A 25,152-nucleotide genomic window follows, 5' to 3' on the forward strand; every position below is an offset into this window, starting at 1 on the left:
GCCTCCCCATCCGTCACGTCACGTGAGGGAAAGGGGAGGCTTATTTTTATAGGTAAATTGATTTTCGGTCATTTGAGATAAACGGCCAAAAGGCTCGTTTCGTGACTTCCCAATTCTTTTCTTCGATTTGTTGACGACGTGGGATATGGTCAAACGAATATAGAGAGTCGTCCCATCGATTAGGCAACGGTTGTCCGGCGATACCTGACCATTGCTCAATCCACTCGTGCGGGATATCTCCAGAATAGGGCACTTCCCTCGTCAATCCAGCCCACACTTGAGCCCAAGCGCGTGGTACGGCGCGATACCAGTCATACCCACCGCCACCAAGGGCGACGAGACGGCCATCTGTATATTCATCGGCCAGGCGTGAGGCGATCTGCGGGATTTGTTCGAACGTCCGTATCGTTGATGCCAAATGGGTGAGCGGATCAAAGGCATGGGCGTCTGCACCGTTTTGAGTCAAAATGATATCAGGTTTGAACCATTCGCACGCCTCGCGTAAGACGGTCTCATAGCACGTCAAGAATGAATCATCCTGGGTGAACGCATCGACCGGTACGTTCCAACTGTAGCCGTATCCTTTGCCGTTCCCTCGTTCTGTCACCATTCCGGTGCCGGGGAACAAATAACGTCCCGTCTCATGAATCGACAGTGTCATCACGTCATCATCGTCATAGAAGAGCCATTGAACGCCGTCCCCATGATGCGCATCCGTATCCACATAAAGGACGCGAGAGCCATACTGTTTTCGCACATGTGCGATGGCGACAGCTGCATCGTTATAGACGCAAAATCCGGATGCCTTGCGTCGCATGCCATGATGTAAACCGCCGCCGACATGAAAGGCGCGCTCCGCTTTCCCGCTCGCGACCAAATCGAGCGCATGAATCGTCCCGCCGACAAGCCGAGCGGCTCCCTCATGAATCGTCGGAAAGATAGGTGTGTCTTCCGTACCAAGACCAAACTTATTCGCTTTCAGCGTAGAAAGTTCTCCCGCAGCCGCAGCTTGGACGGCTTCGATATAATCGAGGTCGTGAACGAGCGCTAACTCTTCAACCGAGGCGAGTGGAGGAGACACACATTCCGATTTGGAAAGTTTTCCGGCTGCAATCAAAAGTGATGTCGTCAATTCCAGTCGTAGCGGATTGAACGGATGGTCCTCATGAAAGCGATAAGACGTCTCGTCTTCGCCAAATATGTAAATCGGTCTCATCGTGACATCTCCGGACCGAGGACATCATAGCCTTCACGCTTCAACCGTTCGATGATTCGGAGCGGGTTCATCGTCTGGACGCGGAACGAGATGATGCGCTTATACGGATCGCTCGTCGGATGAACGAAGACGTTGATGATATTGACGTTTGTTTTGGCGAGGAGTCGGGTTACTTTTTCGAGTGTACCGGTCGTATTTTCGACGAGGATCTCAATTTGCGAACTTGGTTCGAGTGCGCCGGTCAATTGTACGAAATAACGTAATAAATCGGTCTCTGTCAATACACCGACGAGTTTCCCTCGTTCGACGATCGGGAGACAGGTTAGCCGGTTTTCATAAAACAAAGCAGCAGCATCTTCAAAGAAGTCGAAAGGATGTGCTGTCGGTACCTCTGAACGCATGATACTCGATACAGGGTTTTGAAAGTCTGCATTTTCACTTTCGGGATGAAAGACGCTCGTCGCACCACTCATCTCAAATTGTCCGACGATCCCGACGACTTGGCGGGCCGGATTTGTCACAATCAAATGTCGGACACGATGCTCACGCATCAATTTAGCGGCATGAGCGATCGTATTGGTCGGTTGAATCGTCACAACATGTCGATTCATCATCTGTTCGATTAGCATGAAATCCCCTCCTTAGTCGTACATAAATCGCCGGCGTAGCCGTAGCGAATCAAAATGGTCGATGGATTCTTGGCGCACGTTTTTTCCGATGCGAGCCATCAAACAATTGGCGGGATGAGAGGCGATTTCAGGATCGTCTGTCGGGAAGAAGACAAGTCCACCGTGATTCATCATCTTCTCCATGACTTTTCGATAATCCCAAATCGAGAGTCCACTGCCTTTCAAATCCCAGTGCCAATAATATTCGGTCGTCAAAATTAAAAAATCATCCATATGTGGGTCCATCATCGATACTTCGAGTAATTGTTTCCCGATTCGTTGACCACGGAAGCGGGGACTCACCTCGATTGCCCCAAGTTCAAGGATGTATGGGTCATTTCCTTCACTCCAACGCTCATATGGGTCAGGATAGAGAAATGTCACGTAACCAATCACAAGATCATCCTGTCTAGCGACAATAATTCTTCCTTCTTTCAACCCAGCAATATCGACAAGAGCCTCGTGCTGATCTTCTGGTTCACGAAAAGCCGTCAATCCTTCATCAAGACGATACGTCTGCAGCACGTCGGGCGCAACCGGACCGTCAATCGTGACGTCACCTTGTGAGGTCTGCCACACTTTTGAATGATATTGTTTTTCCATTGGGTCACCACCTTTTCCACCTCTTATTATAGCGCTTTCATCAAGTAGGAATCATCCTGTTTTGATGAAATTGGAAATTCATTGATTTGTCATAATTTTAACACTATACTGAAAGTGGTTATACCAATCTGTACAGGGGAGGCGAATCTTTAGCGATGGAAAAATTGAAAGCGTTAACAGGGGAACATCAATTAGCGTCGTATGAAGAGGCTTGTCAGTCGTTTGAATGGACACAAGCAGAAGCTTTATTTTCTTGGAACTTAACGGGGAAGGTCAATTTGGCATACGAAGCAATCGATCGTCATGCGGAAAGTGAATTGGCGACGAAAGTGGCATTGCTCTATTTCGATGGGGATCGGGAAGAGCGCTACACGTATGCGGATATGAAGCAAGAAAGTAATCGTTCTGGAAATGTTCTGAAGTCGATTGGTGTGGAGAAAGGCGACCGTGTCTTTATCTTTATGCCACGTCAACCAGAACTTTATTTTATTTTACTCGGTGCCATCAAACTCGGTGCCATCGTAGGACCGTTGTTTGAGGCGTTCATGGAACAGGCGGTACACGATCGATTGCTCGACTCTGAAGCAAAAGTGATCGTGACGACGAAAGAACTGTTGCCGCGTGTACCGGTCGACCAGTTGCCGCACCTCGAGACGATTCTGCTCGTCGGTGACGACGTCGAAGAGTCGGAGAAAGTGCTCGACTATCGGAAATTGGCGAACGGGGCGACGACAGAACTCGGGTTAACATGGGTCGATCGAGAAGACGGTCTGATTTTACACTATACATCAGGATCAACAGGGAAGCCAAAAGGGGTCCTTCACGTTCATAACGCCATGATTCAACATATGATGACCGGTAAGTGGGTGCTTGACCTTCAGCCGGACGATATTTACTGGTGCACCGCTGACCCGGGCTGGGTAACCGGGACAAGCTACGGGATTTTTGCACCGTTCTTGAACGGGGCGACGAATGTCATCGTTGGGGGCCGATTCAACCCTGAGTTCTGGTATTCGGTCATCGAACGATTCGGTGTGACGGTCTGGTATAGTGCACCGACGGCGTTCCGCATGCTCATGGGTGCGGGTGATGAGGCGTTTGAAAAGTATGATTTGTCGTCATTACGACACATTTTATCAGTCGGTGAGCCGTTGAATCCTGAAGTCATTCGTTGGGGGCACGAAGCGTTCGACCTCCGGATCCATGACACGTGGTGGATGACAGAAACAGGCGCGATGATGATTTGTAACTATCCGACGATGGACATTAAACCTGGTTCAATGGGGAAACCAATTCCAGGTTGCGAAGCTGCCATTTTGGATGACCGCGGTCAACCACTTCCGCCACACCGAATGGGGAATTTGGCACTCAAAACGCCTTGGCCATCGATGATGCGGAAGATCTGGAAGAACGATGCTAAGTATGAGAGCTATTTCTGGGGAGATTGGTACGTATCGGGCGACTCGGCTTACATGGATGAAGACGGATACTTCTGGTTCCAAGGACGTGTGGATGACGTCATTATGACGGCTGGAGAACGCGTCGGTCCGTTTGAAGTCGAAAGCCGACTCGTAGAGCACCCGGCTGTCGCTGAGGCAGGTGTCATCGGGAAACCGGACCCGATCCGCGGCGAAATCATCAAAGCGTTCATCGCGCTTCGGAAAGGCTATGAGCCGTCAGATGAGTTAAAACAAGAAATCCAGCAATTCGTCAAAGAGGGATTAGCTGCGCATGCGGCACCCCGTGAAATTGAATTCAAAGACAAGTTGCCGAAAACGCGAAGTGGTAAGATCATGCGTCGCGTCTTGAAAGCTTGGGAGTTGAATCTGGAGACAGGTGACCTCTCGACGATGGAAGATTGAGATATACAAAACGGTCGACACGCAATGTGTCGACCGTTTGTTTATGCACCGTCCGAATCGGCATTCTCTTCAGCTGGTGGCTCAGCTTCTTGTTGTGCCTCTTCTTCAGCTTTCTTCTTCGCTTCTTCCTCGGCTTTTTTCTTTGCCTCGGCTTCGGCTTTAGCTCTAGCTTCTTCTTCAGCTTTTTTCTTAGCGGCAGCATCGGCAGCGGCTTCTTGTTTCTTCTCTTCAGCCTCTTCCTTCGCTTCCTCCGCCTCTCGTTTCTTCTCTTCTTCTTCCTTCTTCTTCTCTTCCTCTTCTTTTTCTTTCTCTTCTACTTTCTTCTTCTCAGAGAATGAACCGGAGTCTTTGAAGTCTTTCGCAGTTACGCTAGAAGGTTGTTTATAACGAGCGTTGGTTTCAAATACTTCAGGATTTGCACCATATGCATTATTGATAAGTTGCGACCACATATTCTGTGTACGTTGATAAGCTCCACCATATGGATACTTTTCATTTAATCTAGCTTCTTGGTCGTATCCTGTCCACACTGCGAGTGTGATACCTGGAGTCGAACCAACAAAGTAAGAATCTCGTACATCCTGTGTTGTCCCAGTTTTACCCATCCAGTCTCCTGGTACGTTTAACAATGAATTTGCGTACGTTGCGGTACCTGATTTGAAGACATCCCGAAGCATATCAACAACGAGATAAGCAGTTCGGTCTTGATAAATTCTTGTCTTTTTCTGTTCATGTTGGTAAATGACTTCGCCCTGATACTCGACACTCTCAACAATGTAAGGTTCAACGTGTTCACCAAGGTTTGCAAGCATGGCATAACCAGAAGCAAGGTCTTTAAGCTTTACTGAGTTAACACCAAGTGCCATTGACGGAGCATCACGCATTTCTTCAGGTACATCGATACCCATTTGAATCAGCTTCTCAGTATCTTGTCTAAAGGCAGCCCGTTCTTCATAAATTTTAACGGCAGGTACGTTACTTGAAATTTTGAGTGCTTCTCGTACAGTCATCGCACCGCGATAAGGGGGATTAAAATAGTAGTTACCGACAGAAACTGTATTTGGTTCAGATCCGTGTTGGTACTTATATTCTTCGTCCACGACAACTGTTGCTGGCGTGACTAATCCTTGTTCTATTGCGTTTGGATATACAAGGATTGATTTCGCAGTAGAACCGATTTGGCGTTCCATTTGGTGAGCGCGGTTAAAATCATCTGTCTTACCATTTATATAGCGTCCACCAACAAAACCAAGAATTTTTCCGGTTTTATTTTCAAGCATGATTGACGATGTTTGTTCTGGTCCATTTTCAGGGTCTTTTACATTGTTTGGACCAAAGTTTCCATCGTTTTTCGCTGGTTTTTGCATTGCCTCATAAATCCCTTTATCTAGCGTCAACTTGATGTTGTAACCACCCTGACGAAGGGCGTTATGCGCACGACGAGCATACGTACTGAGTACTTCTTGTCGGTCCTCGGCGTTCAGTTCGCTGACGTCTACCCCGTCTTGTGCCAATAAGTGATCACGTACAATCAAGCGAGCCTCATCTTCCGCCCACTGCACGACGTACGGATACTTATCCCGTGGTTTCGACTGCGTCTTCATGAAGTCTTGTGTAATGTCGTAGTTATACGCTGCGTCATACTCTTCTTGTGTAATCTTCCCAGCGACATACATCCGATTCAAAACGGTCTTCATTCGGTTGACCGCACCTGACACATCTTCTTTAATGACCCCACCTTGATAGTAAGGCGTATAGAAGAATGGGTTTTTTGGAATACCTGCTAAAAATGCTGCTTGTGGAAGCGTCAATTTCTCGGCAGATGTGTTGAAGACGCCGTTTGCGGCGGCTTCGATTCCTGAAATGTTACGTCCCATCGAGTTACGACCGAATGAGACGACGTTTAGGTAGGCATTTAAAATCTCATCCTTATCCATTGCTTTTTCAAGACGAAGGGCAAGTAGGATTTCTTTTGCTTTCCGTTCGAACGATACTTCGTTCGTCAGCATTTGGTTTTTAATCAATTGTTGCGTCAAGGTCGAACCACCTGTACGATCTTCAGACCCTGTCGCTTCTTGTAAGATGGCACGGAGCGTCGCTTTCGGCACGACTCCATCGTGTTCATAGAATTCAACGTCCTCAGTCGCGAGAAGCGCATCGACCACATAGGGTGATACTTTTTCCATAGGGATTGGAACTCGGACTTCATCGGTCGTATAGTTCCCGATCCGTTCTCCGCTCCCGAAATAAATATTTGACGTCGACGTGTACGTATTGATTTGTGACGTCATCGTTTTATAGGCAGGGGTCGGCATATCTTTGACAAGGGATGCGAAATATCCGACACCGATTCCGGCACCTAAAAATCCGATTAGTACAACAGAAATGATGGTGAGGAGTAAGACGTTCCACGACACATCATAGATCACATTGGCATAGCGACGTGTTTTCATGGACGTCGGATTATTCCATAAGTCTCGAATCTTCTGCAGCATGACAGCCTCCTTAATATGGTGTAAAACTATTTTAGACAGTAATATATTCGATTATAGCACAATTCAACCTACACCTTACCTTGAAACCGAAGTCTCGTGCAAGTTTCATTATGGGAGTTGACAAGTTGAAAACGATGCTTATAAAATGAATAGCATAGTCAACGATATCATGACGCGATGAAGAAAGCGAAGTAGTCGGTGGGTCTCTTGTCCAGAAAGCTAGTGGTTGCTGTGAACTAGCCAATGCCAAACGATGAATTACACTTTCAGAGCGTGCCTTTAGGCCGGTTCGAGACCGTTATCTCTCGCTCAAGCGGTCGCAAATTGCGACAAGTAGGGTGGTACCGCGGAATCTCCGTCCCTTCTCATATGAGAAGGGACGTTTTTTTATGTCAATTGAAGGAGTGGAACAGATGGAACTATTAAAAGACTTAGAGTTTCGAGGGCTTGTCAACCAAATGACAGATGAAGAAGGATTGAAAGAACAACTGAAACAACCAACGACGTTGTACACGGGATTTGACCCGACAGCTGACTCGCTTCATATCGGGCACTTGCTCCCGATTTTGACGCTGAAACGTTTCCAACAAGCAGGTCACCAGGTCATCGCGCTCGTCGGTGGGGCGACAGGTATGATTGGAGACCCGTCAGGTCGTTCGGATGAACGTTCATTGAACACGTTAGATACGGTCAAACTCTTCTCGGACCGCATCAAAGATCAGTTGAGCCGATTCCTTCCACTTGAAGGGGAGAACCCGATTACGATTCGCAACAACTACGAATGGACGGAAGAGATGTCCATCATCGATTTCCTTCGCGACATCGGGAAGCACTTCCCAATCAGTTACATGCTTGCGAAAGATTCTGTCGATTCACGCTTGGAGAACGGAATTTCATACACAGAATTCTCATACATGTTGCTTCAATCATACGACTTCTTAAAACTATACGAGACAGAGAAATGTCGTCTTCAAGTCGGTGGAAGTGACCAATGGGGGAACATCACGGCAGGTCTTGAATTGATTCGTCGCTTCGGCCATTCAGAAAAAGCGTTCGGTCTCACCGTTCCGCTCGTCACAAAGTCGGACGGACAAAAGTTCGGGAAGACAGCTGGCGGTGCGGTCTGGTTAGACGCTGACAAGACGTCACCTTACGAGTTCTACCAGTTCTGGATCAACGTCGACGATGCAGATGTCATCAAGTTCATCAAATACTTCACATTCATGTCGCATGAAGAGATTGAAGCACTTGCAACTGAAGTGGCAGAAGCACCTGAGAAGCGTGTGGCGCAGCGCCGTCTCGCAGAAGAGATGACGAAGCTCGTCCATGGTGAAGCAGGACTTGAACAAGCGGAACGCATCACGACAGCATTCTTTAGCGGAGATTTGACGTCGCTTCAACCAGAAGATATGGAAGATGCTTTCAAAGGAATGCCACAATTCGAGCTTGACGGTGAGCGCAACATCGTCGACCTCCTCGTCGAGGCGAAGATCTCACCATCGAAACGTCAGGCACGTGAAGATGTGACGAACGGAGCGATTTACTTGAACGGCGGACGCGAACAAGCGCTTGATAAAGTCGTCACGCGCGAAGACACGCTCGGTGAATTCACAATCATTCGTCGCGGTAAGAAAAAGTACTTTGTGATTCGTCACGTATAATCATTACGTCCGTTCCTCATTTGTTGGGGAATGGACGTTTTTTGTACATTCTATGTTATTCGGATTTGATAAAATAAGGAGATAGGAGGGATGACGATGGAGATTGAAGAATTTTTCGGCGACCAGTTCCATCAATGGCGCGAACACTTTCGATATTATGAAATGGCGATCACGGAGCTCGAGAGCGATCTCGGGATCATTGACTTGGATTGGCAGACGCGACTCGGTTATTCACCGATTGAACACGTGAAGACGAGAATGAAGACGTTACCGTCCATCGTGCGCAAAATGAAGCGGAAAGACTTACCTCTAGAGGTGTCTGCACTTTGGGAACACGTCCATGATGTGGCGGGGATTCGGATTGTCACGAGCTTCCGTGATGACATTTATGAGATCTTGCGTCATTTAGAGGCACGGGATGATTTGGACATCATCGAAATTAAAGATTACATCGAACATCCGAAGCCGAGCGGGTATCGGAGTTTACATCTCATCGTGAAGACAAAAGTCTATTTGGCCGAGCGGATCATCTGGGTACCGGCTGAAATTCAAATTCGTACGCTTGCCATGGATTTTTGGGCGGCTACGGAACATAAACTTCAATATAAATATCAGCACGAGGTACCGGAGTCGTCGAAAGAGGAACTCATTGAAGCGTCACGGATGGCCGATGCCCTCGATACGCAGATGGGTCGTATACGACAAGAAATCTTAAAGAAATAAAAAATCCCCTTCGCAAAGAAGGGGATTAAAAGCATTAACGTGAGTAGTACTCGACGATAAGTTGCTCTTTGATTTGGTCGTTGAGTTCAGCGCGTTCTGGGAGACGTACGAATGTACCTTCGAGTTTCTCAGCGTCAAACGATACGAAGTCTTTTGTAGCTGGTGCTACTTCAAGAGCTTCAGCGATTGCTTTCACGTTTTTCGACTTTTCGCGAACTGCGATAACTTGACCTGGTTTTACGCGGTAAGACGCGATGTCTACGCGTGATCCGTCAACTGTGATGTGACCGTGGTTGACGAGTTGGCGTGCTCCACGACGTGTGCGAGCGAGACCGAAACGGTAAACGAGGTTGTCAAGGCGTGATTCGAGCAAGAACATGAAGTTCTCACCGTGGATGCCTGGCATTTTACCAGCATCGTTGAAGATGCGGCGGAATTGCTTCTCGTTCACTCCATACATGTGACGAAGTGCTTGCTTCGCTTGAAGCTGAAGACCGTATTCTGAGATTTTCTTACGACCATTTCCGTGTTGACCTGGTGCGTAAGGACGTTTTACTAATTCTTTACCCGTTTCGCTAAGCGAGATGCCTAAGCGACGCGAGAGTTTCCAAGCTGGACCTGTGTAACGAGCCATGATTGGACTCCTCCTTGTTGTTCATGTATTTTGCACAAAAGAACAACGGTGTCAAAGACGAGTAACGCCCCTTTCAAGGTGCAAGCACCTTCACTTGATAGCGAAGCTACGAGATGCCCCTCCGACTAAGTCGAGGCCCGAAAGGTGGATACGTTTGTCTATGACTGCTATCGTCATTTCATGCACAAAAATGAGTATACGATGAAAGTAAATGCTTGTCAATCAAATAAAGCGAAGTAGCGTCTCACAAAAACGTTCGAGTCCAACACGATCGACTTCGGAGAAACGATCGAATTCTGGACTGTCGATATCGAGGACACCGATTGTCTTCCCATCCCGTACGAGTGGTACAACGATTTCAGAGTTTGAAGCCGCGTCACACGCAATATGTCCTGGGAATTGATGAACGTCAGCGACGAGTTGCGTTTCTTGAGTGGCTGCCGCTGTTCCACAAACGCCTTTTCCGAATGCGATATGCACGCAAGCTGGAAGACCTTGGAAAGGACCGAGAATGAGGCTGTCCTCAGAGTCTGTCACATAAAAACCGACCCAGTTGATTCGATCTAAAAATTGGTTCAGTAAAGCACTTGCGTTGGCAAGGTTGGCGACCGCATTTGTTTCGCCTTCTAATAGAGCAGCGAGTTGTTTATTTAATAGATCGTAACCGGCAGCTAAATCACCTGAATAGGATGTTGTTTGGAACATATTGAATCCCCTCCATCTTTCTTGTTTTTAGAATTTAGCATTATGGTACACGCTAATTTCGGATTTGTCTTGCGTGAAAGTTCAGAAAAAATGAACAATCTCCACTGAAACCATTGGAAAACCTATGCAAATCATTGGTTCTATAATATGATTAGGTATATCTATTCTTATAAAATACTTCTTTTTTATATAAGGTACATAAGTCCACGAAAGCGGCTTGGAGGTTGTGACAAAGATGGATTACGGAATTTATGGGTTAATCATTGGAATCATCGTCGTCGTATTAGGCGGCATGTTGGGGAGTATGCTCATTCGAAGGAATTTTTACCAAAAAATCGATGACTTAGATATGAGGAAACAGAGTGTGCTCAGCGCGAGCATCCCGGTTGAACTTCAGAAGTTCAAGCAATGGCCAATGGAAGGGGAAACGAAAGAAAAGTTCGATCGTTGGCATCAATCTTGGGATGAGTTGGTCAGTGTGCATGCAGGTCAAATCGATGAAGCGCTATACCGAGCCGAGGAAGACTTGGACAAATATCGCTTTATGAAAGTGAAGGCGGACTTGAATGCGACAGAACAACTTATCGAAGAACTCGAGACGATGGTACACGCCATGCTCGATGAGATGGATGAGTTCACGACACACCACACTTCGCTCATGGACATCGTGAAGCAAGACGAGAAAGAATTGTATCAGTTCCGCAAAACATTGAATTCACAAAATCATGCGTTCGGCCCGACGTATGCGCTTGTCGAGCAAGAGATTGCCGCCGCTGAGGCGAAGCGCAGTGAAATGATCAACTTGAAACAAGTCGGTCAAGTCTCTGAGGCGTTCGAGACTGGACAATCCCTATCGGACCAAGTCGGTCATATCCGTGAATTGATTCGGATCATTCCGCAATTCGTACGTACGGTCCAAGTGGAGTTGAAACAACAACTTCAACAGTTACGGGCTGGACATAAAGAAATGCAGATGGACGGGTATGCGCTCGAACCGCTCGGATTAATGGAAGAAATCGATCAAGCGGAAGAACGTCGTGAGGAACTGATGGCTCGCATCGAACGATTGGAATTTGATCATTTCGAAGAGGACATGCAACAGTTGAGTTCCGATATCGACCAGCTGTTTGAAGCGTTCCGAACGGAAGTCGATGCACGCCAATATGTGAAGAAGGAATTTGCGACGATTCAGGAGCGTGAACGTCAGTCTTCCGAAATCATGGGCAACCTGCAAACAGAAATGTCTCGACTCGTCAGTAACTATGAGATTAACGCTCGCGTCGGCGAGGAGTTTGAACAGTTAGAACGCGAACGGACGACGCTCACGGCGAATGTACTTGATATCGAGCAAGCGCTCGTCGCCCAAATGTTGCCGTATAGCATGATTAAATCGAAAGTCCAAGAAGCGAAACGTTCGCTCGATCAATTCAATGCCATGCATGAGCGATTCATCGAGGACACGAATTCGTTACGTAAAGAAGAACTCGAAGTACGACATAAGCTCGAAACGTGGAAGAAAGAATTGTCTGCGCACCGCCGCCTTTTGGCGAAAAGCGCGATGCCTGTCGTCCCAAACGATTTATCCAACGACTTACGTCAACTTCAAAAAGGCGTCCAGTCTCTAGATGAACAGTTCGATAAAGCGCCATTCAATATGACCTATATCGTCGGACTCAGTCATGATGTAGAAGAAATGATGGATCACTTCCGCGACCGTGTCCATGCGCTTATTCGTCAAGTGACGTATGCTGAACAGTTGTTACAATACGCCAACCGATTCCGTCGTCGTGACAACGAAGTACACATCGCTTTGACGCTTGCAGAGAACAAGTTTCTACACGGGGAGTATGGTACTGCCGTTGAAATCGGTGAGCGTGTGCTCGGCCGCTTCGAAGAAGATGGCGCGCATGAGATTCGTCGACGCGTCGATCAAGGGTTAGAACAGCAAGAACTGCTAAAAAAATAAACGATGCATGAAGATTGACGGAAACGGGAAAAACGTAGACGTCAATCTTTTTTCAATCAAGGAGGAATCGTCAGATGGGTACGTTATGGGTTAATGGAAACATCTATACGTTGAATAAACCGGGTGAAATGATGCGGGCCATGTTCGTGGAGCATGGACGTATCTTAAAAATGGGCGAAGAGGGTCATCTCCGTCGTACATACGCCGGTCGGATTGAAGAGATTGTGAACTTAGAAGGAAAGAGTGTCTATCCTGCCTTCACAGACTCACACATTCACCTTGTCGGTTACGGAGAAGCGTTAGATCGTGTCGATGCAAGCGAGGCAACCAACCTTCGAGAATTACTTGAAACGATGAAACAACAAGGTTCAGATGATGATTGGGTGGTCGCAGAGGGATTTGATGATCGACTACTCGGTGAAATGCCGACGCGAGACATGATTGATGACGTCATCTCGGATCGTCCCGTCGTCTTGAAGCGTGTCTGCCGTCATGTGGCGGTCGTGAACTCGAAAGGACTCGAGCGCCTCGGCCTGATTCATCACACGGTTATCGAAGGCGGGAAACTCGGCCGGGACGAGGAAGGAAAGTTGAATGGTGTCCTGTATGATGCCGCGCTCGACCTCTTATATAAAGAATTGAGTGGCAATCGAAAGAAAAATGCTGCCTCACTCCGACGTGCCATCGATTCGTTGTTCGCACACGGGATTGTTGGTGCCCACACCGAGGACTTGTTTTATCATGGTGACCCGTTAGAGACGATTCAAGCGTATGAGGACGTGCTAGATGAATTACCGTTCCAAGCGCATCTTCTCGTTCATGAACAAGTGGTGGACCGTGTCATTCAACATGATGCGATGACAAAACGGAAACGGTTTGACTTTGGGGCGATGAAACTGTTCGTAGACGGCTCGTTCGGGGGGCGGACAGCACTGCTCTCAGCACCGTATGCTGATGACCTGGCTCAGCGTGGTATCGAAGTACATCGGCCGGATCATCTAGAAGCGCTTGTGAAAAAGGCGCGTACGTACGGGATGAACGTGGCGGCTCACGTGATTGGGGATGCGGCCGTCGAACAGTTTGTCAGTCTGCTTGAGAAATATCCAGCTAAAAAAGGAACGCGGGACCGGATTATCCATGCTTCCTTGTTGAACGATTCACTGATCAAGCGTATCAAATCCCTGCCTGTTCTAATCGATGCGCAACCGGTCTTTCTTTCTGACGACTTAGATATGTTGTTTGAACGGTTAGGGAATGAACGCGCTCATGATGTGTATCGCTTCAAGTCACTTCTTGATACGGGAGCGTTGTTGCTCGGGGGAAGTGATGCCCCGATTTCATCCGTCGATGTTCGGAAAGGGTTGTTCGGAGCGGTAGCGAGACAGTCGTTTAAAGGTTCGGGCACGTTAAACCCGAGTGAACGTTTATCGATGTATGAGGCACTTCGCAGCTTCACGTATTCACCTCATGTCGCAACCGGTACTCACGGAAGAAACGGGTTGTTAATTCAAAGTTACAACGCGAACTTCACCGTGTGGGACGAGGACTTCTTCCAATTACAAGGGGAGGAGATTCTTCACAATCGTTTAGTCATGACGGTTGTCGAAGGAAAACCGGTATATGAGGCGGAAGTCGTCACATCGTAAATAAAAGAGGAGCCAATTGATCTCAATTAGGGTCAACCGGCTCCTCTTCTTGATTAGAAGAATGAACGTTGTACTTTATGCCAGAACGAGTTCGTCCGAAGTTTGACGGTCTTGATGACTTTATCAGAAAGTTCGATGTCAATCCGATCAGTGTACTTCAAGCTGAGTGCTTCGTTATCCATACCGATGATCGGGTAATCGTTTCCGTCCTCGACGATGCGAAGCGATAACTTGCGCGATTCGTGGACGATAAACGATGAGCCGAGGGTACGATAACGGTTGTTGTTGACCGAAGCGATCTCGCTGACTTGCATACATGGGATGAGTGGGTCGACGACCGCGCCGCTCAACGATTTGTTATAAGCAGTCGAACCGGTCGGAGTCGACACGACCATTCCGTCCCCACGGAATGTCTCAAAGTGCAAGTCGTCGATATAGACCTCGATCGCGAGTGATTTGATGATACTCGATTTAATGGAAGCTTCATTTAAACAAAGAAGCGGTGTCGATTCGTTGATCGATGCGGAGAGAAGTGGATATTTGCGTACTTCGAGACCTTCTTCGATTCGCGTCGAGTTGTCAGAGAAGAGGCGGTCGACTTCATCGAGTTTATGTATGTCAAAGTCACAATAAAACTCGTTCAATCCGCGGCCGAATCCGACGTAGATAGCATCCTGACGAAAACCTGTATAGCGAACAGCCTGTAAAAAGGCACCGTCTCCACCAACCGCAGCGATAATATTCGCATCTTCTGGTTGATTGACGATGTTAAACCCGTGTTTTTCCCCGATTTCTTTTAGCTTTTTCACTTCTTTCGTGAATTCGTTGACGTTACGATGGTACAAATAGACGTTATTTCTCATCTGAGTCATCCCCTTTGTCAATGGTGTCCCCTTTATTATAACGTGTTTCCTTCAACCAATATAGGGAAAACTGAAACAGAGCCAAAAGCAGGAAGTTTGTCAAAGGCTCAATTTCATCGATATGATGAGAAGGTAACTACAACAAAGGGGATGAGTTCATGCCAACATTTAAAGGGAACAACGTGACATTACAAGGAAATCCAGTAAAAGTGGGAGACCAAGCTCCTGACTTCCAAGTGTTGACGACAGCTTTAGAAGAAGTGACATTAGCAAGTTATCCGGGGAAAAAATTAATCAGTGTCATTCCTTCAATTGATACAGGCGTATGTGACGCACAAACGCGTGAATTCAATGAGAAAGCATCATCACTTGGCGGAACGGTCTTGACTGTGTCGAACGACCTCCCATTCGCACAACGTCGTTGGTGCTCGGCTTCAGGTCTAGACAACGTGGTCACACTCTCTGATCACCGTGATCTATCATTTGCGAAAGCGTACGGCGTATTAATTGAAGAAATGCGTCTTCTCGCTCGTTCTGTGTTCGTCGTCGATTCAAACGGTGTCGTCCAGTACGTTCAATATATGGATGAAATGACGGACGAAGTCGATTTCGAAGCAGCGCTTCAGGCATTCGAACAAGCGAATTGATTCGTTTGGCGAAATTGATTAAAATAGCTTACACTAGTACGTGAACCGACCGGTCCTCTTATGGGGGGCCGGTTTTGTATGGAAAGGATGAACGAAAATGGAACGTTTTGAACAACTGTATCGTGATTGGAAGAAAGAAGCGAAAAAACTTGTCAACGACCTTGATGTATTACCGATTGAGGCACTAGTACAAGTGTTTGACCATGTCGACATCGAAAATGAGAAGATGGATGACGTGCGGAAAGCTGTCAGTCTACTCGTGCTTGAAGAAACGACGCAACTCCCACCGAACAACCAACCGACTCCGGATGCGGTCAGTTTGTTCATGGGCTACTTGGCAACGAAGCTCCTTAAAGATGGTGCGACGATTCTCGATCTTGGGAGCGGAACAGGCACATTGACACATGCGGTCCTCTCGCAATTGAAAGAAGCAACGGCACAAGCGGTCGAAGTCGATGAATTGTTGCTTCGTCTCTCTTATTCGATCAGCAATTTATTAGGAGAGCCGGTTTCATACTTCCATCAAGACGCGCTCGCCCCGTTGTTTGTCGAACCGAGTGATTTGTCACTTGCGGATTTACCGATCGGTTACTACCCAAATGATGAAGTCGCGGTCGAATACGACATGAAACGTAATGAAGGGCATGCCTATTCTCATTTCTTGATGATGGAACAAGCGATCCGCCATACGAAACCAGGTGGACACGGATTGTTCGTCATTCCGAACAATTTGTTTGAACAAGATGATGAAGGGAAATTAAAACAATGGATGGACCGTGAAGCGGTTGTCAAAGGTGTGATCCAACTTCCGACGACGATGTTCAAAGATGAACGCTATGCAAAAAGTTTGTTGCTTCTACAAAAAGTAGGGGAAGGCGTCACACGCCCGAAACAAGCCTTATTCGTTGAGCTTCCGTCGTTCACAGACGTTCGAGCTGTTGCCAATGTAGTGAAACAGATTGATGATTGGTTCAAAACAACGCAAAAATAATAGACAAAATACTTGAAAAAGGTATTCAAAATCAAGTATCTTCATTATGATACAGTTATCAGTTTTAAATTGAACAGATAAAGAAACGCGTTTAAAACGAAAGGTAAGAGGTGTATGACATGACGAAAATTATGGCAGTCAATGCTGGTAGTTCATCGCTCAAGTTCCAGTTACTCGAGATGCCAACGGAAGAGTTGCTCGCAGTTGGATTGGTTGAGCGTGTAGGGAAAGAAGATGCAATTTTTACAATCAAGTACGGTGAAGGACAGAAGTTCAACGTGGTCACACCACTTCACACGCACAAAGAAGCGGTTGAATTGACGTTAGAGAAACTGATCGAACTTGATATCATTCAATCGTTCGATGAGATTTCTGGCGTAGGTCACCGTGTGTTACACGGGAAAGAGTTGTATGCGGATTCGGTTGTGATCGATGACGAAGTCATGAAGAACATCGAGTCTTTCACAGAGCTCGGACCACTTCACATCCCACCAAACTTGACTGGGATTCGTGCTTTCCAAGCAATCTTGCCAAACGTTCCACAAGTTGCGGTATTCGACACGGCATTCCACCAATCGATGCCAGAAGAGAACTTCTTGTACAGTCTTCCGTATGAATACTATACAGAGCACGGTGTACGTAAATATGGTTTCCACGGGACGAGCCACAAGTATGTGACACAACGTGCAGCAGAACTTCTCGGTCGTCCGCTCGAAGACTTGCGTTTAATCTCATGTCACCTCGGTAGCGGTGCGTCAATCGCAGCCGTTGCAGGTGGTCGTTCGATCGATACAACAATGGGCTTCACACCGCTTGAAGGAATTACGATGGGAACTCGCTCAGGTTCGCTTGACCCAGCCCTTATCCCATTTTTGATGCAAAAAACAGGGAAGTCTGCTGAAGACGTCTTGAACGTCATGAACAAAGAGTCTGGTGTTTACGGTCTCTCTGGTATTTCAAGTGACTTACGTGACATCGAGCAAGCGGCTGCAGAAGGAAACCACCGTGCAGAAGTATCTCTCAAAATCTTCTCAAACCGTATTCACGGTTACATCGGTCAATATGCCGCTGAAATGAATGGTGTCGACGCCATCATCTTCACGGCGGGTGTCGGTGAAAACTCGGATGTCATCCGTGAGCGTATCCTCCGTGGTCTCGAATTCATGGGCGTCTACTGGGATCCTTCACTTAACAATGGTGCACGAGGCAAAGAGTTGTTCATCAACTACCCACACTCACCAGTTAAGGTCATCATCATCCCGACGAACGAAGAATTGGTCATCGCGCGCGATACGGTTCGCATTGCAAACCTCGTTGAAGAGCACGCATAAGAATCACTCAAACCCACGTTACTTTGCGTAACGTGGGTTTTTTTGAGCCTTTTTTCCTAACGTGCTAGAGAATGAATGGGACTAATGATTTTTCGCTTTGTAACATTAGCTGCATGTTTTATATCATTTTGTAACATTTGAGTCATGAAAGAACCATATATTGGATGAGTATTTATATAAATATCTCTACTTCGTTTCAAAGGTGCAATTTAAAGCAAATAATCGGTTGTTTTGACATCAAGTTGTAACGTTCGTGACATTCAAATGAACTGTAAGTGTAACGGCACTGCTACATATTTCATCATATAGTTATCTGGACGAAACATTCGATGTACAAATCATCGATGACACGATTTGAACTAAGGGAGGAACGATTGCATGCTTAAAAAGTTAGGATGGATGATGCTAATTACGATTTTAGTTTCAACGCTTTTCCTGCCACAATCGCAAGTGCAAGCTGCCTCTTCAAATAAAGTTTATGTCGTCAGTAAAGTGAACGATTTAAATATCCGTTCAGATGCACGAATGGGTACAAAAATTTTAGGTAAGTTAAACAAAGGTCAAAAATTGCAACGTTTAGGTTCAAAAGGAGCCTGGACACAAGTTTATTATAAAAAGAAAAAAGCATGGGTTGCGACAAGTTATGTCACGACAACAGGAGCGAAGAAACAGTCTGTGGGCAAAACGTACACGATGAAAGCGTCGGCGTATACACCTTATTGCAAAGGTTGTTCAGGAAAGACGGCTCTTGGTTGGGACGTTCGTAAACAAAAACGTAATGTGATTGCGGTCGACCCGCGTGTCATTCCACTTGGAACGAAAGTTCAAGTATACGTAGGAAGCAAATTGTTAGGAACGTATACGGCTGCAGATACTGGCGGCGCCATCAAAGGAAATAAAATCGACATCTTAATGTATTCGCACAGTGCGGCGATTCAATTCGGTCGTAAAACGGTTACGGTCAAGGTGTTGTAATAAAGAAAGGGGTCTTGCGATTGCGCAAGACCCCTTTTTCGAGAATAAATGATTATTGACGGACGATGAGCACGTCGCACTTCGCATAGCGGACGATGCTTTCTGAAACACTTCCGATAAAGAAGCGTTCGACAGCGTTCAACCCAGTCGCGCCACAAATAATAAGATCAATATCATGGTTAGGAGCAATCTTTTTAGCGATTGTCACTTTTGGAGAACCGTATTCGATCACGGTCTCGACTTCTTTCACGCCACGTTCTTTCGCGCGGTTCACATAGTCTTCGAGTAACTCTTTGGCATACGTTTCTGCGCGTTCCGTAATCGTCCGATCGTAGGCTTCAACTGTCGCAAATGTACGCGTGTCAATCACGTGACCTACATAAAGTTTCCCTTCGTTACGAATAGCGACATCGATTGCAGTTTCGAATGCACGTTCCGCCTCTTTAGAGCCGTCAACGGCAGATAGAATGTGTTTGTATACAATTGCCATGTAAATCCCAACCTTTCGCTCGAAATATACGTTCGGCTTACATATATAGTATACCACTTCTTTCGAATTTCACGCTTTTTCGTCATGAAAAGGAGTGAATTTTTTCATGGAATTGTTCACGACATGTCCAAGTTTGGAATTCACGTGAAAGAACGGGTAAAATAAGGCGGAGGAGGTTGGACGATGAAACATGTAATGATTACTTCTGGTGCGAAAGGGATTGGCCGTGTCGTGACAGAGCGTCTTTTGCAAGATGGATGGCACGTCAGTATTCTACAGCGGAATCCGATTGATTGGAAACATGAGCGGATACATATGATCGAGGCAGGGTTGACGGATCGCAAACAGCTGCTCTCGGCCTATGAGGAAGCGGTCGAGCGGTTTGGTGAACCGGATGCTTTGATTTTAAATGCGGGTCCATACATTTTTGAACGGAAACCGCTTGTTGAATTGACAGATGAAGAGTGGGATGAAGTGGTGACAGGTAACCTGTCCGCCTCGTTTTGGTTGATGCGTCGCGCGATTCCTTCGATGCGCTCGAATCGTTTCGGGCGCATCATCTCATACGGGTTTCCGGAAAGTGCATCAGCTCCCGGATGGATTCACCGTTCAGCGTTCGCAGCAGCAAAAACGGCACTCGTCAGTTTGACGAAATCGGTCGCTCTTGAGGAAGCGCCTTTTGGGATTACGGCAAATATGGTCAATCCAGGAAACATCGTCGGATCTCAAAAAGAGATGCGTATCGAGGAAGCGGAAATCGATGAAGGGACTCCAGTCGGACGACACGGAACTGGAGAGGATATCGCACGACTCATTTCCTTCCTATTACATGAGGAATCAGATATGATTACGGGCGCCGTCATCGATGTGACCGGCGGGGTCAACGTTGTCCATCAGTATCGAAAGTGAGGGGGAGAGCGATGAAGATTGGCGTTGTGACTGACGTTCACGGAAATCTAGAGGCGCTAGAGGCAGTCCTTCATGCGTTAGATACAGAGCAGGTCGACATGATCTGGTCACTTGGTGACATGATTGCGATGGGACCAGACTCAAACGCGGTCATGGAGCGATTGATTGACCGCGGGGCACACATGATTTCAGGTAATCACGATGAAGCGGTCGTCTCGCTCCTATCCGGACATGGTCACCCAGAAAGCTATGCGCATACGCGACCGCATCACGAATGGGTCGCACGTCATCTCGATTCTAGATATGTGGATGTTCTTGAGTCTCTTCCACGAACGATTACGAGTGAGATGGCTAGTCAGAAAGCGTTCGGTATCCATTACCATATCCCGAGCGAAAAGCGTCAAGCCACCATCGTTGATGAACCGTTCCATGACATTCTCGAACCGACACTTGAAAACATGCAACGGTTGTATGGAGAGTACGATGGGGATATCATCTTATTTGGGCATCACCACCCGGTTCACCTATTCGAAGACGAGAAGAAGCGGTACGTCAATCCGGGTGCGCTCGGTGTCGCACGAGATGAACTTGCGCGGTTCGCGATTTTGTCAGACGGGGAAAAAAGGATGCAGATTGATCTGCGGGCTGTCCCTTATGACAAACGAATATTTCTAGAGAAAATGGAACGTTATGAAGTTCCGCAACGCGACGTCATGTTCCGATTGTTCTATTGAAGAGTGCGTAAAAAGGTGAGGTCCTTGGACCCCACCTTTTTCTTATACGATCTCTTGAAGTGTTTTCGGATAACTCGTCAATGCAATCGGACCGCTCTCCGTCATGACGAGGTCATCTTCGATACGGACCCCGCCGACACCCGGTAGATAAATACCTGGTTCGACGGTAAATGTCATGCCGACTTGAGCTGTCATATCATTGTTCGCCGCCATTGATGGATGTTCATGAACTTCGATTCCGATTCCATGACCGATACGGTGCGTGAAGTACTCACCGTATCCAGCAGACGTGATGACTTGACGGGCTGCGATATCGATCGCTCCGAGCGTCGTACCGACATTCGCCATCTCGATCGCTGCTTCTTCTGCTTGTAATACTGTTTCGTAAATTTCACGTTGTTTCGTACTCGCTTCACCGAAGACGACCGTTCGAGTGATATCCGAGCAATACCCTTGCCAGACGACACCGAGGTCGAACAAGGCGAAATCGCCTTTCTTCAAACGGTTGTTGCCTGGTACACCGTGAGGGTCAGCGCTGTTTTCACCGAACAATACGAGTGTGTCGAATGACATTTCACGAACGCCTTGTTGTTTCATTGCATATTCGATGTCCGCGATGACTTCGAGCTCGGTTACACCTTCACGAAGTGAACGAATTCCTGCTTCGATTGCCATGTCTGCAAGTTCAGCGGCACGTTTCATTGTACGTACTTCATCCGGTGATTTGATCATACGTAACGTTTGGAGTTCGTCTGTCAAATCGATAATCGACAATCCTGCAAAACCAGCGCGGAGTTGCTCGACACGATTGAATGTCAAATGCTCACCTTCAATCCCGATACGCTCAGGAACGATTTGGTTATCGAGGAACAACTTGACGATCTTATCCCACGGATTCTCGTGGTCCATGTACGTCACGATTTCACCTGTCCAGTCACTCGCTTCGACAATTCCTTTTTCAAGGGCAGGACAAATGATGGCAGTTGTCCCATTCTTTAGGACGAGGATGGCAATCAGCCGCTCGTGTGCTTCTGCGTATACTCCCGAGAAGTAAAATACAGATGCCTTTGACGTGACGAATGCTGCGTCTAATCCTTTTGTCGCTAAAGATTGTGCAATTTGATTGGTGCGTTGATTCAAGATGAATCCCTTCCCTTCTCACTCTTACGTTGACTACTCGTCTATTATAGCTGTTTCGAAAACAGAAAGGAAATGTTGCAATTTGATTAGTACAGTTTGAACAAGTTTGACTGATACAGTATACTAGAAAGAGTAGAAAATGTATTGAGAGAAGGGACTCCGCGTATGACCACAAAACATGAACAGATCATAGCACATATCGAGTCACTCGATGTTGGGTCAAAAATTTCGGTCCGCCAAATCGCCAAAGAGTTAGCTGTATCAGAAGGTACGGCTTATCGGGCCATCAAAGAAGCTGAGAACCTGGGCTTCGTCTCTACCATCGAACGTGTAGGGACGATTCGGATCAAGCGTAAACAAAAAGAGAATATTGAGAAGCTGACATTTGCCGAAGTCGTCAATATTGTCGATGGACAAGTGTTGGGTGGACGAAATGGTTTGCATAAGACATTATCTAAATTTGTCATCGGAGCCATGAAATTGGAAGCGATGATGCGTTATATCGATGTCGATTCACTCGTCATCATCGGAAACCGGGAGAAAGCGCATGAACTCGTCTTGCAGTCCGGCGGGGCCGTGTTGATCACAGGGGGATTTGATACGACGGATGAAGTGAAGCGAATGGCGGATAAGTATGATATGCCCGTCATCTCGACTTCTTACGACAGCTTTACCGTCGCAACGATGATTAACCGGGCTATTTATGATCGACTCATCAAGAAAGAGATTCTTCTTGTCTCAGACATCGTCATTCCGCTTCACGACACGTTTTATTTGAAATCAGATGACACGGTGAAACGTTGGCACGAATTGAATGAGCGGACGAAGCATAATCGTTATCCAGTCATCGATGAGCAGATGAAGGTGGTCGGGGTGATCACTGCGAAAGATGTCATCGACAAATCGCACGACTATGATATCGAGAAAGTCATGACAAAGAGCCCGATTACTGTCGGCGTCCAGACGAGCGTGACCAACGCTGCGCACCAGATGGTATGGGAAGGGATTGAGATGCTCCCTGTCGTCGATAACTATGGTCGCTTGCTCGGAATCATCAGTCGTCAAGATGTGTTGAAGGCGTTGCAGCTTGCGAATCGTCAGCCGCAAGTCGGTGAAACGTTCGACAACATGATCACGAACCAATTGAAAGAAGATCCCACGTCGAACGGTACGGCGTTTACTGTCGAGGTTGCTCCGCAAATGACGAGCCATATGGGGACCGCGTCATCAGGTGTGTTGACGACTTTGTTAGTCGAAGGGGCGACACGCAGTCTGCGTCATATGAAAAAAGGGGATTTGGTGGTCGAGAACATTACCGTCTATTTCATGAAACCAATTCAGATTGAGAGTCAGATTCGAGTGTCGGCAAACGTCTTCGATCTTGGGCGGAAGTTCGGGAAAGTTGATGTGGAGATGACACAAGGTACACAACTTGTCGCCAAGGCGCTTGTCACGGCACAGTTGATTGATCGGTAACTTAAAAGAGCACCGGCTACACGAGTAGCGGGTGCTCTCTTTTTATGAAGGCGTATTCGTCGGTTCTTCTGCGGCGAGCGGATAGATTTTCCGGTAACGGATAAATCCAACGACCGCATTGCCTAAGCCGACGACCAACATGACGATACTGACAATCCAACCGACCGATGAATTCAAACCGAATCCACCAACCATTTGGTTCGCGGCGAATAGCGCGAGGAATAAACTTAACCAGATTAAAGCTTGTGTATTGAACAAGGCTTTACGGTTTGGCGTCTTTGTCAAAAAAGCACGACGCTTGAAGACAAGGTACGCTCCGAGCGCGAACAAAATGAGTCCAATCATGACAAGTTGCAAGTGAAGGAACCCCTTTCTTTCTCGTAATCTGTTATCATCATACCATAATAGTGTGTAGGAAAGTGAGGAATCATCATGTGGGCATGGGCGAAAGCGGATTCAATCAAAACAGAAATCGAGGCGGCTGACACCATTTTTATTCATCGACATGTCAGACCAGACCCCGATGCATTGGGGAGCCAGCTCGGACTCCAACGTATTTTAAAGTCGGTTCATCCGGATAAAAAGATCTATGTAGTCGGTGGTATGGTGCCCGACCTTGAATTTTTAGGAAAGATGGAACACGTTGAGGAAGAAATGTATAAGGATGCGCTCGTTTTGATTCTAGATACAGCGAATCAGGAACGAATCGATGGACCATATGCGTTAAAAGGAAAAACAATCATTAAAATCGATCATCACCCTGATGAAGACCCGTATGCGATGACACAAATCGTGGACACCACGGTCAGTTCGACGTCCGAAATGATTGTGGAGTTGGCGAACATTTGGGATTATCCGATCGATCAAGAAGCGGCCTTCTTATTATATGCCGGTATCGTAGGTGACACGGGGCGCTTCCAGTTCCGTAATGCCACGGCACGTACGTTTGAGATTGCTTCGAGATTGATTGACAAAGGCATCGATACGAACAAACTGTACCGACACATGTATAAGACCAACTTAGCGACGCTACAGTTACAAGGGTACGTGTTACAGCACGTCAATGTCACAGAAGAAGGCGTCGGGTATGTGAAGATTGATAAAGATGTGCTCCGGACGTTCCATGCGTCCCCGGAAGCGGCATCGCAACTCGTCAATAGCTTCTCTGGCCTCGAAGGATTGAAATGTTGGGTCATGTTTGTCGAAAACAAAGAAGAGATTCGTGTCCGGATTCGGTCGAAAGGACCTGTCATCAATGAAGTGGCGAAGCGTTATCGTGGTGGTGGCCATCCGATGGCGTCGGGTGCCACGATTGATACGTGGGATGAAATGGATGACGTCATTGCTGCTCTGAATGAAGTGGCAGGAGAGTTCACGTTTGAAGAAAATGAAGAGAGCTGACCGCGGTCAGCTCTCT

General features: G+C 47.0%; 23 protein-coding genes and 1 other annotated feature. Of the genes, 13 read left to right on the plus strand and 10 right to left on the minus strand.

The window, feature by feature from the left end:
• Positions 1–46: 46 nt before the first annotated feature.
• From KNP62_RS00470 to KNP62_RS00480, 3 genes are read right to left on the minus strand one after another with little or no spacing between them, the layout of a single operon-like run.
• Positions 47–1,216 (minus strand): acetoin utilization protein AcuC, encoded by a 1,170-nt coding sequence (locus KNP62_RS00470; RefSeq protein ID WP_214782160.1) that lies wholly within the window; start codon positions 1,214–1,216, stop codon positions 47–49.
• Positions 1,213–1,845: an acetoin utilization AcuB family protein gene (locus KNP62_RS00475; RefSeq protein ID WP_214746420.1), complete on the minus strand. Its 633-nt coding sequence runs from the start codon at positions 1,843–1,845 to the stop codon at positions 1,213–1,215. The genes KNP62_RS00470 and KNP62_RS00475 overlap by 4 nt, the downstream gene beginning before the upstream one ends.
• 12 nt (positions 1,846–1,857) lie before the next feature.
• Positions 1,858–2,487: a GNAT family N-acetyltransferase gene (locus tag KNP62_RS00480; protein ID WP_214693289.1), complete on the minus strand. Its 630-nt coding sequence runs from the start codon at positions 2,485–2,487 to the stop codon at positions 1,858–1,860.
• A gap of 155 nt (positions 2,488–2,642) precedes the next feature.
• Between KNP62_RS00480 and acsA the strand changes: the two genes are divergently transcribed.
• A complete protein-coding gene (acsA, locus tag KNP62_RS00485) occupies positions 2,643–4,349 on the plus strand; it encodes an acetate--CoA ligase (protein WP_214746421.1) in 1,707 nt (568 codons plus the stop codon).
• Positions 4,350–4,390: 41 nt separating this feature from the next.
• On the opposite strand, the gene KNP62_RS00490 is transcribed toward acsA, so the two are convergent.
• Positions 4,391–6,844: a transglycosylase domain-containing protein gene (locus KNP62_RS00490; RefSeq protein ID WP_214782163.1), complete on the minus strand. Its 2,454-nt coding sequence runs from the start codon at positions 6,842–6,844 to the stop codon at positions 4,391–4,393.
• A 168-nt stretch (positions 6,845–7,012) separates the two neighbouring features.
• Positions 7,013–7,210: a binding site (T-box leader), on the plus strand.
• A 47-nt stretch (positions 7,211–7,257) separates the two neighbouring features.
• Between KNP62_RS00490 and tyrS the strand changes: the two genes are divergently transcribed.
• Both tyrS and KNP62_RS00500 read left to right on the plus strand, forming a co-directional pair.
• On the plus strand, positions 7,258–8,505 hold the full coding sequence (gene tyrS, locus KNP62_RS00495) for a tyrosine--tRNA ligase (RefSeq protein WP_214782166.1): 1,248 nt from the start codon (positions 7,258–7,260) through the stop codon (positions 8,503–8,505).
• A 96-nt stretch (positions 8,506–8,601) separates the two neighbouring features.
• A complete protein-coding gene (locus KNP62_RS00500; protein WP_214693273.1) occupies positions 8,602–9,228 on the plus strand; it encodes a GTP pyrophosphokinase in 627 nt (208 codons plus the stop codon).
• 34 nt (positions 9,229–9,262) lie between these two features.
• Here the strand turns inward: KNP62_RS00500 and rpsD are convergent, their stop codons facing one another.
• Together rpsD and KNP62_RS00510 are read right to left on the minus strand one after the other, a co-directional pair.
• Positions 9,263–9,862, minus strand: coding sequence for a 30S ribosomal protein S4 (rpsD, locus tag KNP62_RS00505; RefSeq protein WP_074033444.1), 600 nt, complete (start codon positions 9,860–9,862; stop codon positions 9,263–9,265).
• Between the two features lie 222 nt (positions 9,863–10,084).
• A complete protein-coding gene (locus KNP62_RS00510; RefSeq protein WP_214782169.1) occupies positions 10,085–10,567 on the minus strand; it encodes a GAF domain-containing protein in 483 nt (160 codons plus the stop codon).
• 235 nt (positions 10,568–10,802) lie between these two features.
• Here KNP62_RS00510 and ezrA point away from each other — a divergent pair, with 235 nt between their 5' ends.
• A complete protein-coding gene (gene ezrA, locus KNP62_RS00515) occupies positions 10,803–12,533 on the plus strand; it encodes a septation ring formation regulator EzrA (protein WP_214782172.1) in 1,731 nt (576 codons plus the stop codon).
• Between the two features lie 74 nt (positions 12,534–12,607).
• Positions 12,608–14,179 (plus strand): amidohydrolase, encoded by a 1,572-nt coding sequence (locus KNP62_RS00520; RefSeq protein ID WP_214782173.1) that lies wholly within the window; start codon positions 12,608–12,610, stop codon positions 14,177–14,179.
• Between the two features lie 53 nt (positions 14,180–14,232).
• Here the strand turns inward: KNP62_RS00520 and KNP62_RS00525 are convergent, their stop codons facing one another.
• Positions 14,233–15,051, minus strand: a complete 819-nt coding sequence (locus tag KNP62_RS00525) for an NAD kinase (RefSeq protein ID WP_214694006.1) — start codon at positions 15,049–15,051, stop codon at positions 14,233–14,235.
• A gap of 149 nt (positions 15,052–15,200) precedes the next feature.
• On the opposite strand from KNP62_RS00525, the gene tpx reads away from it, so the two are divergent.
• The 4 genes from tpx to KNP62_RS15625 all read left to right on the plus strand — a co-directional run bounded on the left by tpx (position 15,201) and on the right by KNP62_RS15625 (position 18,986).
• Complete coding sequence (tpx, locus tag KNP62_RS00530) at positions 15,201–15,689, plus strand: thiol peroxidase (protein ID WP_074033440.1); 489 nt, start codon at positions 15,201–15,203, stop codon at positions 15,687–15,689.
• A gap of 97 nt (positions 15,690–15,786) precedes the next feature.
• The gene (locus KNP62_RS00535) at positions 15,787–16,680 is read left to right on the plus strand and encodes a class I SAM-dependent methyltransferase (RefSeq protein ID WP_214782175.1); all 894 of its coding nucleotides are present in this window, start codon (positions 15,787–15,789) and stop codon (positions 16,678–16,680) included.
• A 119-nt stretch (positions 16,681–16,799) separates the two neighbouring features.
• Positions 16,800–18,011 carry an acetate kinase gene (locus KNP62_RS00540; RefSeq protein ID WP_214693261.1) on the plus strand — a complete coding sequence of 404 codons (1,212 nt, stop codon included), beginning with the start codon at positions 16,800–16,802 and terminating at the stop codon, positions 18,009–18,011.
• 378 nt (positions 18,012–18,389) lie between these two features.
• Positions 18,390–18,986 (plus strand): 3D domain-containing protein, encoded by a 597-nt coding sequence (locus KNP62_RS15625; protein WP_214693259.1) that lies wholly within the window; start codon positions 18,390–18,392, stop codon positions 18,984–18,986.
• A gap of 52 nt (positions 18,987–19,038) precedes the next feature.
• Here the strand turns inward: KNP62_RS15625 and KNP62_RS00550 are convergent, their stop codons facing one another.
• Positions 19,039–19,476: a universal stress protein gene (locus tag KNP62_RS00550; protein WP_012726732.1), complete on the minus strand. Its 438-nt coding sequence runs from the start codon at positions 19,474–19,476 to the stop codon at positions 19,039–19,041.
• Positions 19,477–19,659: 183 nt separating this feature from the next.
• Between KNP62_RS00550 and KNP62_RS00555 the strand changes: the two genes are divergently transcribed.
• On the plus strand, positions 19,660–20,385 hold the full coding sequence (locus KNP62_RS00555; RefSeq protein ID WP_214782177.1) for an SDR family oxidoreductase: 726 nt from the start codon (positions 19,660–19,662) through the stop codon (positions 20,383–20,385).
• A gap of 11 nt (positions 20,386–20,396) precedes the next feature.
• Positions 20,397–21,119 (plus strand): metallophosphoesterase family protein, encoded by a 723-nt coding sequence (locus KNP62_RS00560; protein WP_214782179.1) that lies wholly within the window; start codon positions 20,397–20,399, stop codon positions 21,117–21,119.
• 42 nt (positions 21,120–21,161) lie between these two features.
• On the opposite strand, the gene KNP62_RS00565 is transcribed toward KNP62_RS00560, so the two are convergent.
• Positions 21,162–22,259 carry a M24 family metallopeptidase gene (locus KNP62_RS00565; RefSeq protein ID WP_214782181.1) on the minus strand — a complete coding sequence of 366 codons (1,098 nt, stop codon included), beginning with the start codon at positions 22,257–22,259 and terminating at the stop codon, positions 21,162–21,164.
• A 165-nt stretch (positions 22,260–22,424) separates the two neighbouring features.
• Here KNP62_RS00565 and KNP62_RS00570 point away from each other — a divergent pair, with 165 nt between their 5' ends.
• Positions 22,425–23,735, plus strand: coding sequence for a DRTGG domain-containing protein (locus KNP62_RS00570; RefSeq protein ID WP_214782184.1), 1,311 nt, complete (start codon positions 22,425–22,427; stop codon positions 23,733–23,735).
• A gap of 42 nt (positions 23,736–23,777) precedes the next feature.
• Here KNP62_RS00570 and KNP62_RS00575 read toward each other — a convergent pair whose 3' ends face one another.
• Entirely contained in the window at positions 23,778–24,092 is a 315-nt protein-coding gene (locus KNP62_RS00575) for a YtpI family protein (protein ID WP_074033432.1), read from the minus strand.
• A 75-nt stretch (positions 24,093–24,167) separates the two neighbouring features.
• Here KNP62_RS00575 and KNP62_RS00580 point away from each other — a divergent pair, with 75 nt between their 5' ends.
• Positions 24,168–25,136, plus strand: a complete 969-nt coding sequence (locus tag KNP62_RS00580) for a DHH family phosphoesterase (protein ID WP_214782187.1) — start codon at positions 24,168–24,170, stop codon at positions 25,134–25,136.
• The last annotated feature ends 16 nt before the right edge of the window (positions 25,137–25,152 follow it).

This window comes from Exiguobacterium sp. s183 (assembly GCF_018617655.1).
GTDB lineage: Bacteria > Bacillota > Bacilli > Exiguobacteriales > Exiguobacteriaceae > Exiguobacterium > Exiguobacterium aestuarii_A.

Bases quoted from the DNA above. Each gene is read 5' to 3' on its own strand.
- KNP62_RS00480 (WP_214693289.1), bottom strand. From the start codon at position 2,487: ATGGAAAAACAATATCATTCAAAAGTGTGGCAGACCTCACAAGGTGAC.
- tyrS (WP_214782166.1), top strand. From the start codon at position 7,258: ATGGAACTATTAAAAGACTTAGAGTTTCGAGGGCTTGTCAACCAAATG.
- KNP62_RS00520 (WP_214782173.1), top strand. From the start codon at position 12,608: ATGGGTACGTTATGGGTTAATGGAAACATCTATACGTTGAATAAACCG.
- KNP62_RS00475 (WP_214746420.1), bottom strand. From the start codon at position 1,845: ATGCTAATCGAACAGATGATGAATCGACATGTTGTGACGATTCAACCG.
- tpx (WP_074033440.1), top strand. From the start codon at position 15,201: ATGCCAACATTTAAAGGGAACAACGTGACATTACAAGGAAATCCAGTA.
- ezrA (WP_214782172.1), top strand. From the start codon at position 10,803: ATGGATTACGGAATTTATGGGTTAATCATTGGAATCATCGTCGTCGTA.
- KNP62_RS00535 (WP_214782175.1), top strand. From the start codon at position 15,787: ATGGAACGTTTTGAACAACTGTATCGTGATTGGAAGAAAGAAGCGAAA.
- KNP62_RS00550 (WP_012726732.1), bottom strand. From the start codon at position 19,476: ATGGCAATTGTATACAAACACATTCTATCTGCCGTTGACGGCTCTAAA.
- KNP62_RS00580 (WP_214782187.1), top strand. From the start codon at position 24,168: ATGTGGGCATGGGCGAAAGCGGATTCAATCAAAACAGAAATCGAGGCG.
- KNP62_RS00560 (WP_214782179.1), top strand. From the start codon at position 20,397: ATGAAGATTGGCGTTGTGACTGACGTTCACGGAAATCTAGAGGCGCTA.
- acsA (WP_214746421.1), top strand. From the start codon at position 2,643: ATGGAAAAATTGAAAGCGTTAACAGGGGAACATCAATTAGCGTCGTAT.
- KNP62_RS00555 (WP_214782177.1), top strand. From the start codon at position 19,660: ATGAAACATGTAATGATTACTTCTGGTGCGAAAGGGATTGGCCGTGTC.
- KNP62_RS00570 (WP_214782184.1), top strand. From the start codon at position 22,425: ATGACCACAAAACATGAACAGATCATAGCACATATCGAGTCACTCGAT.
- KNP62_RS00500 (WP_214693273.1), top strand. From the start codon at position 8,602: ATGGAGATTGAAGAATTTTTCGGCGACCAGTTCCATCAATGGCGCGAA.
- KNP62_RS00470 (WP_214782160.1), bottom strand. From the start codon at position 1,216: ATGAGACCGATTTACATATTTGGCGAAGACGAGACGTCTTATCGCTTT.
- KNP62_RS00490 (WP_214782163.1), bottom strand. From the start codon at position 6,844: ATGCTGCAGAAGATTCGAGACTTATGGAATAATCCGACGTCCATGAAA.
- rpsD (WP_074033444.1), bottom strand. From the start codon at position 9,862: ATGGCTCGTTACACAGGTCCAGCTTGGAAACTCTCGCGTCGCTTAGGC.
- KNP62_RS00540 (WP_214693261.1), top strand. From the start codon at position 16,800: ATGACGAAAATTATGGCAGTCAATGCTGGTAGTTCATCGCTCAAGTTC.
- KNP62_RS00510 (WP_214782169.1), bottom strand. From the start codon at position 10,567: ATGTTCCAAACAACATCCTATTCAGGTGATTTAGCTGCCGGTTACGAT.
- KNP62_RS15625 (WP_214693259.1), top strand. From the start codon at position 18,390: ATGCTTAAAAAGTTAGGATGGATGATGCTAATTACGATTTTAGTTTCA.
- KNP62_RS00525 (WP_214694006.1), bottom strand. From the start codon at position 15,051: ATGACTCAGATGAGAAATAACGTCTATTTGTACCATCGTAACGTCAAC.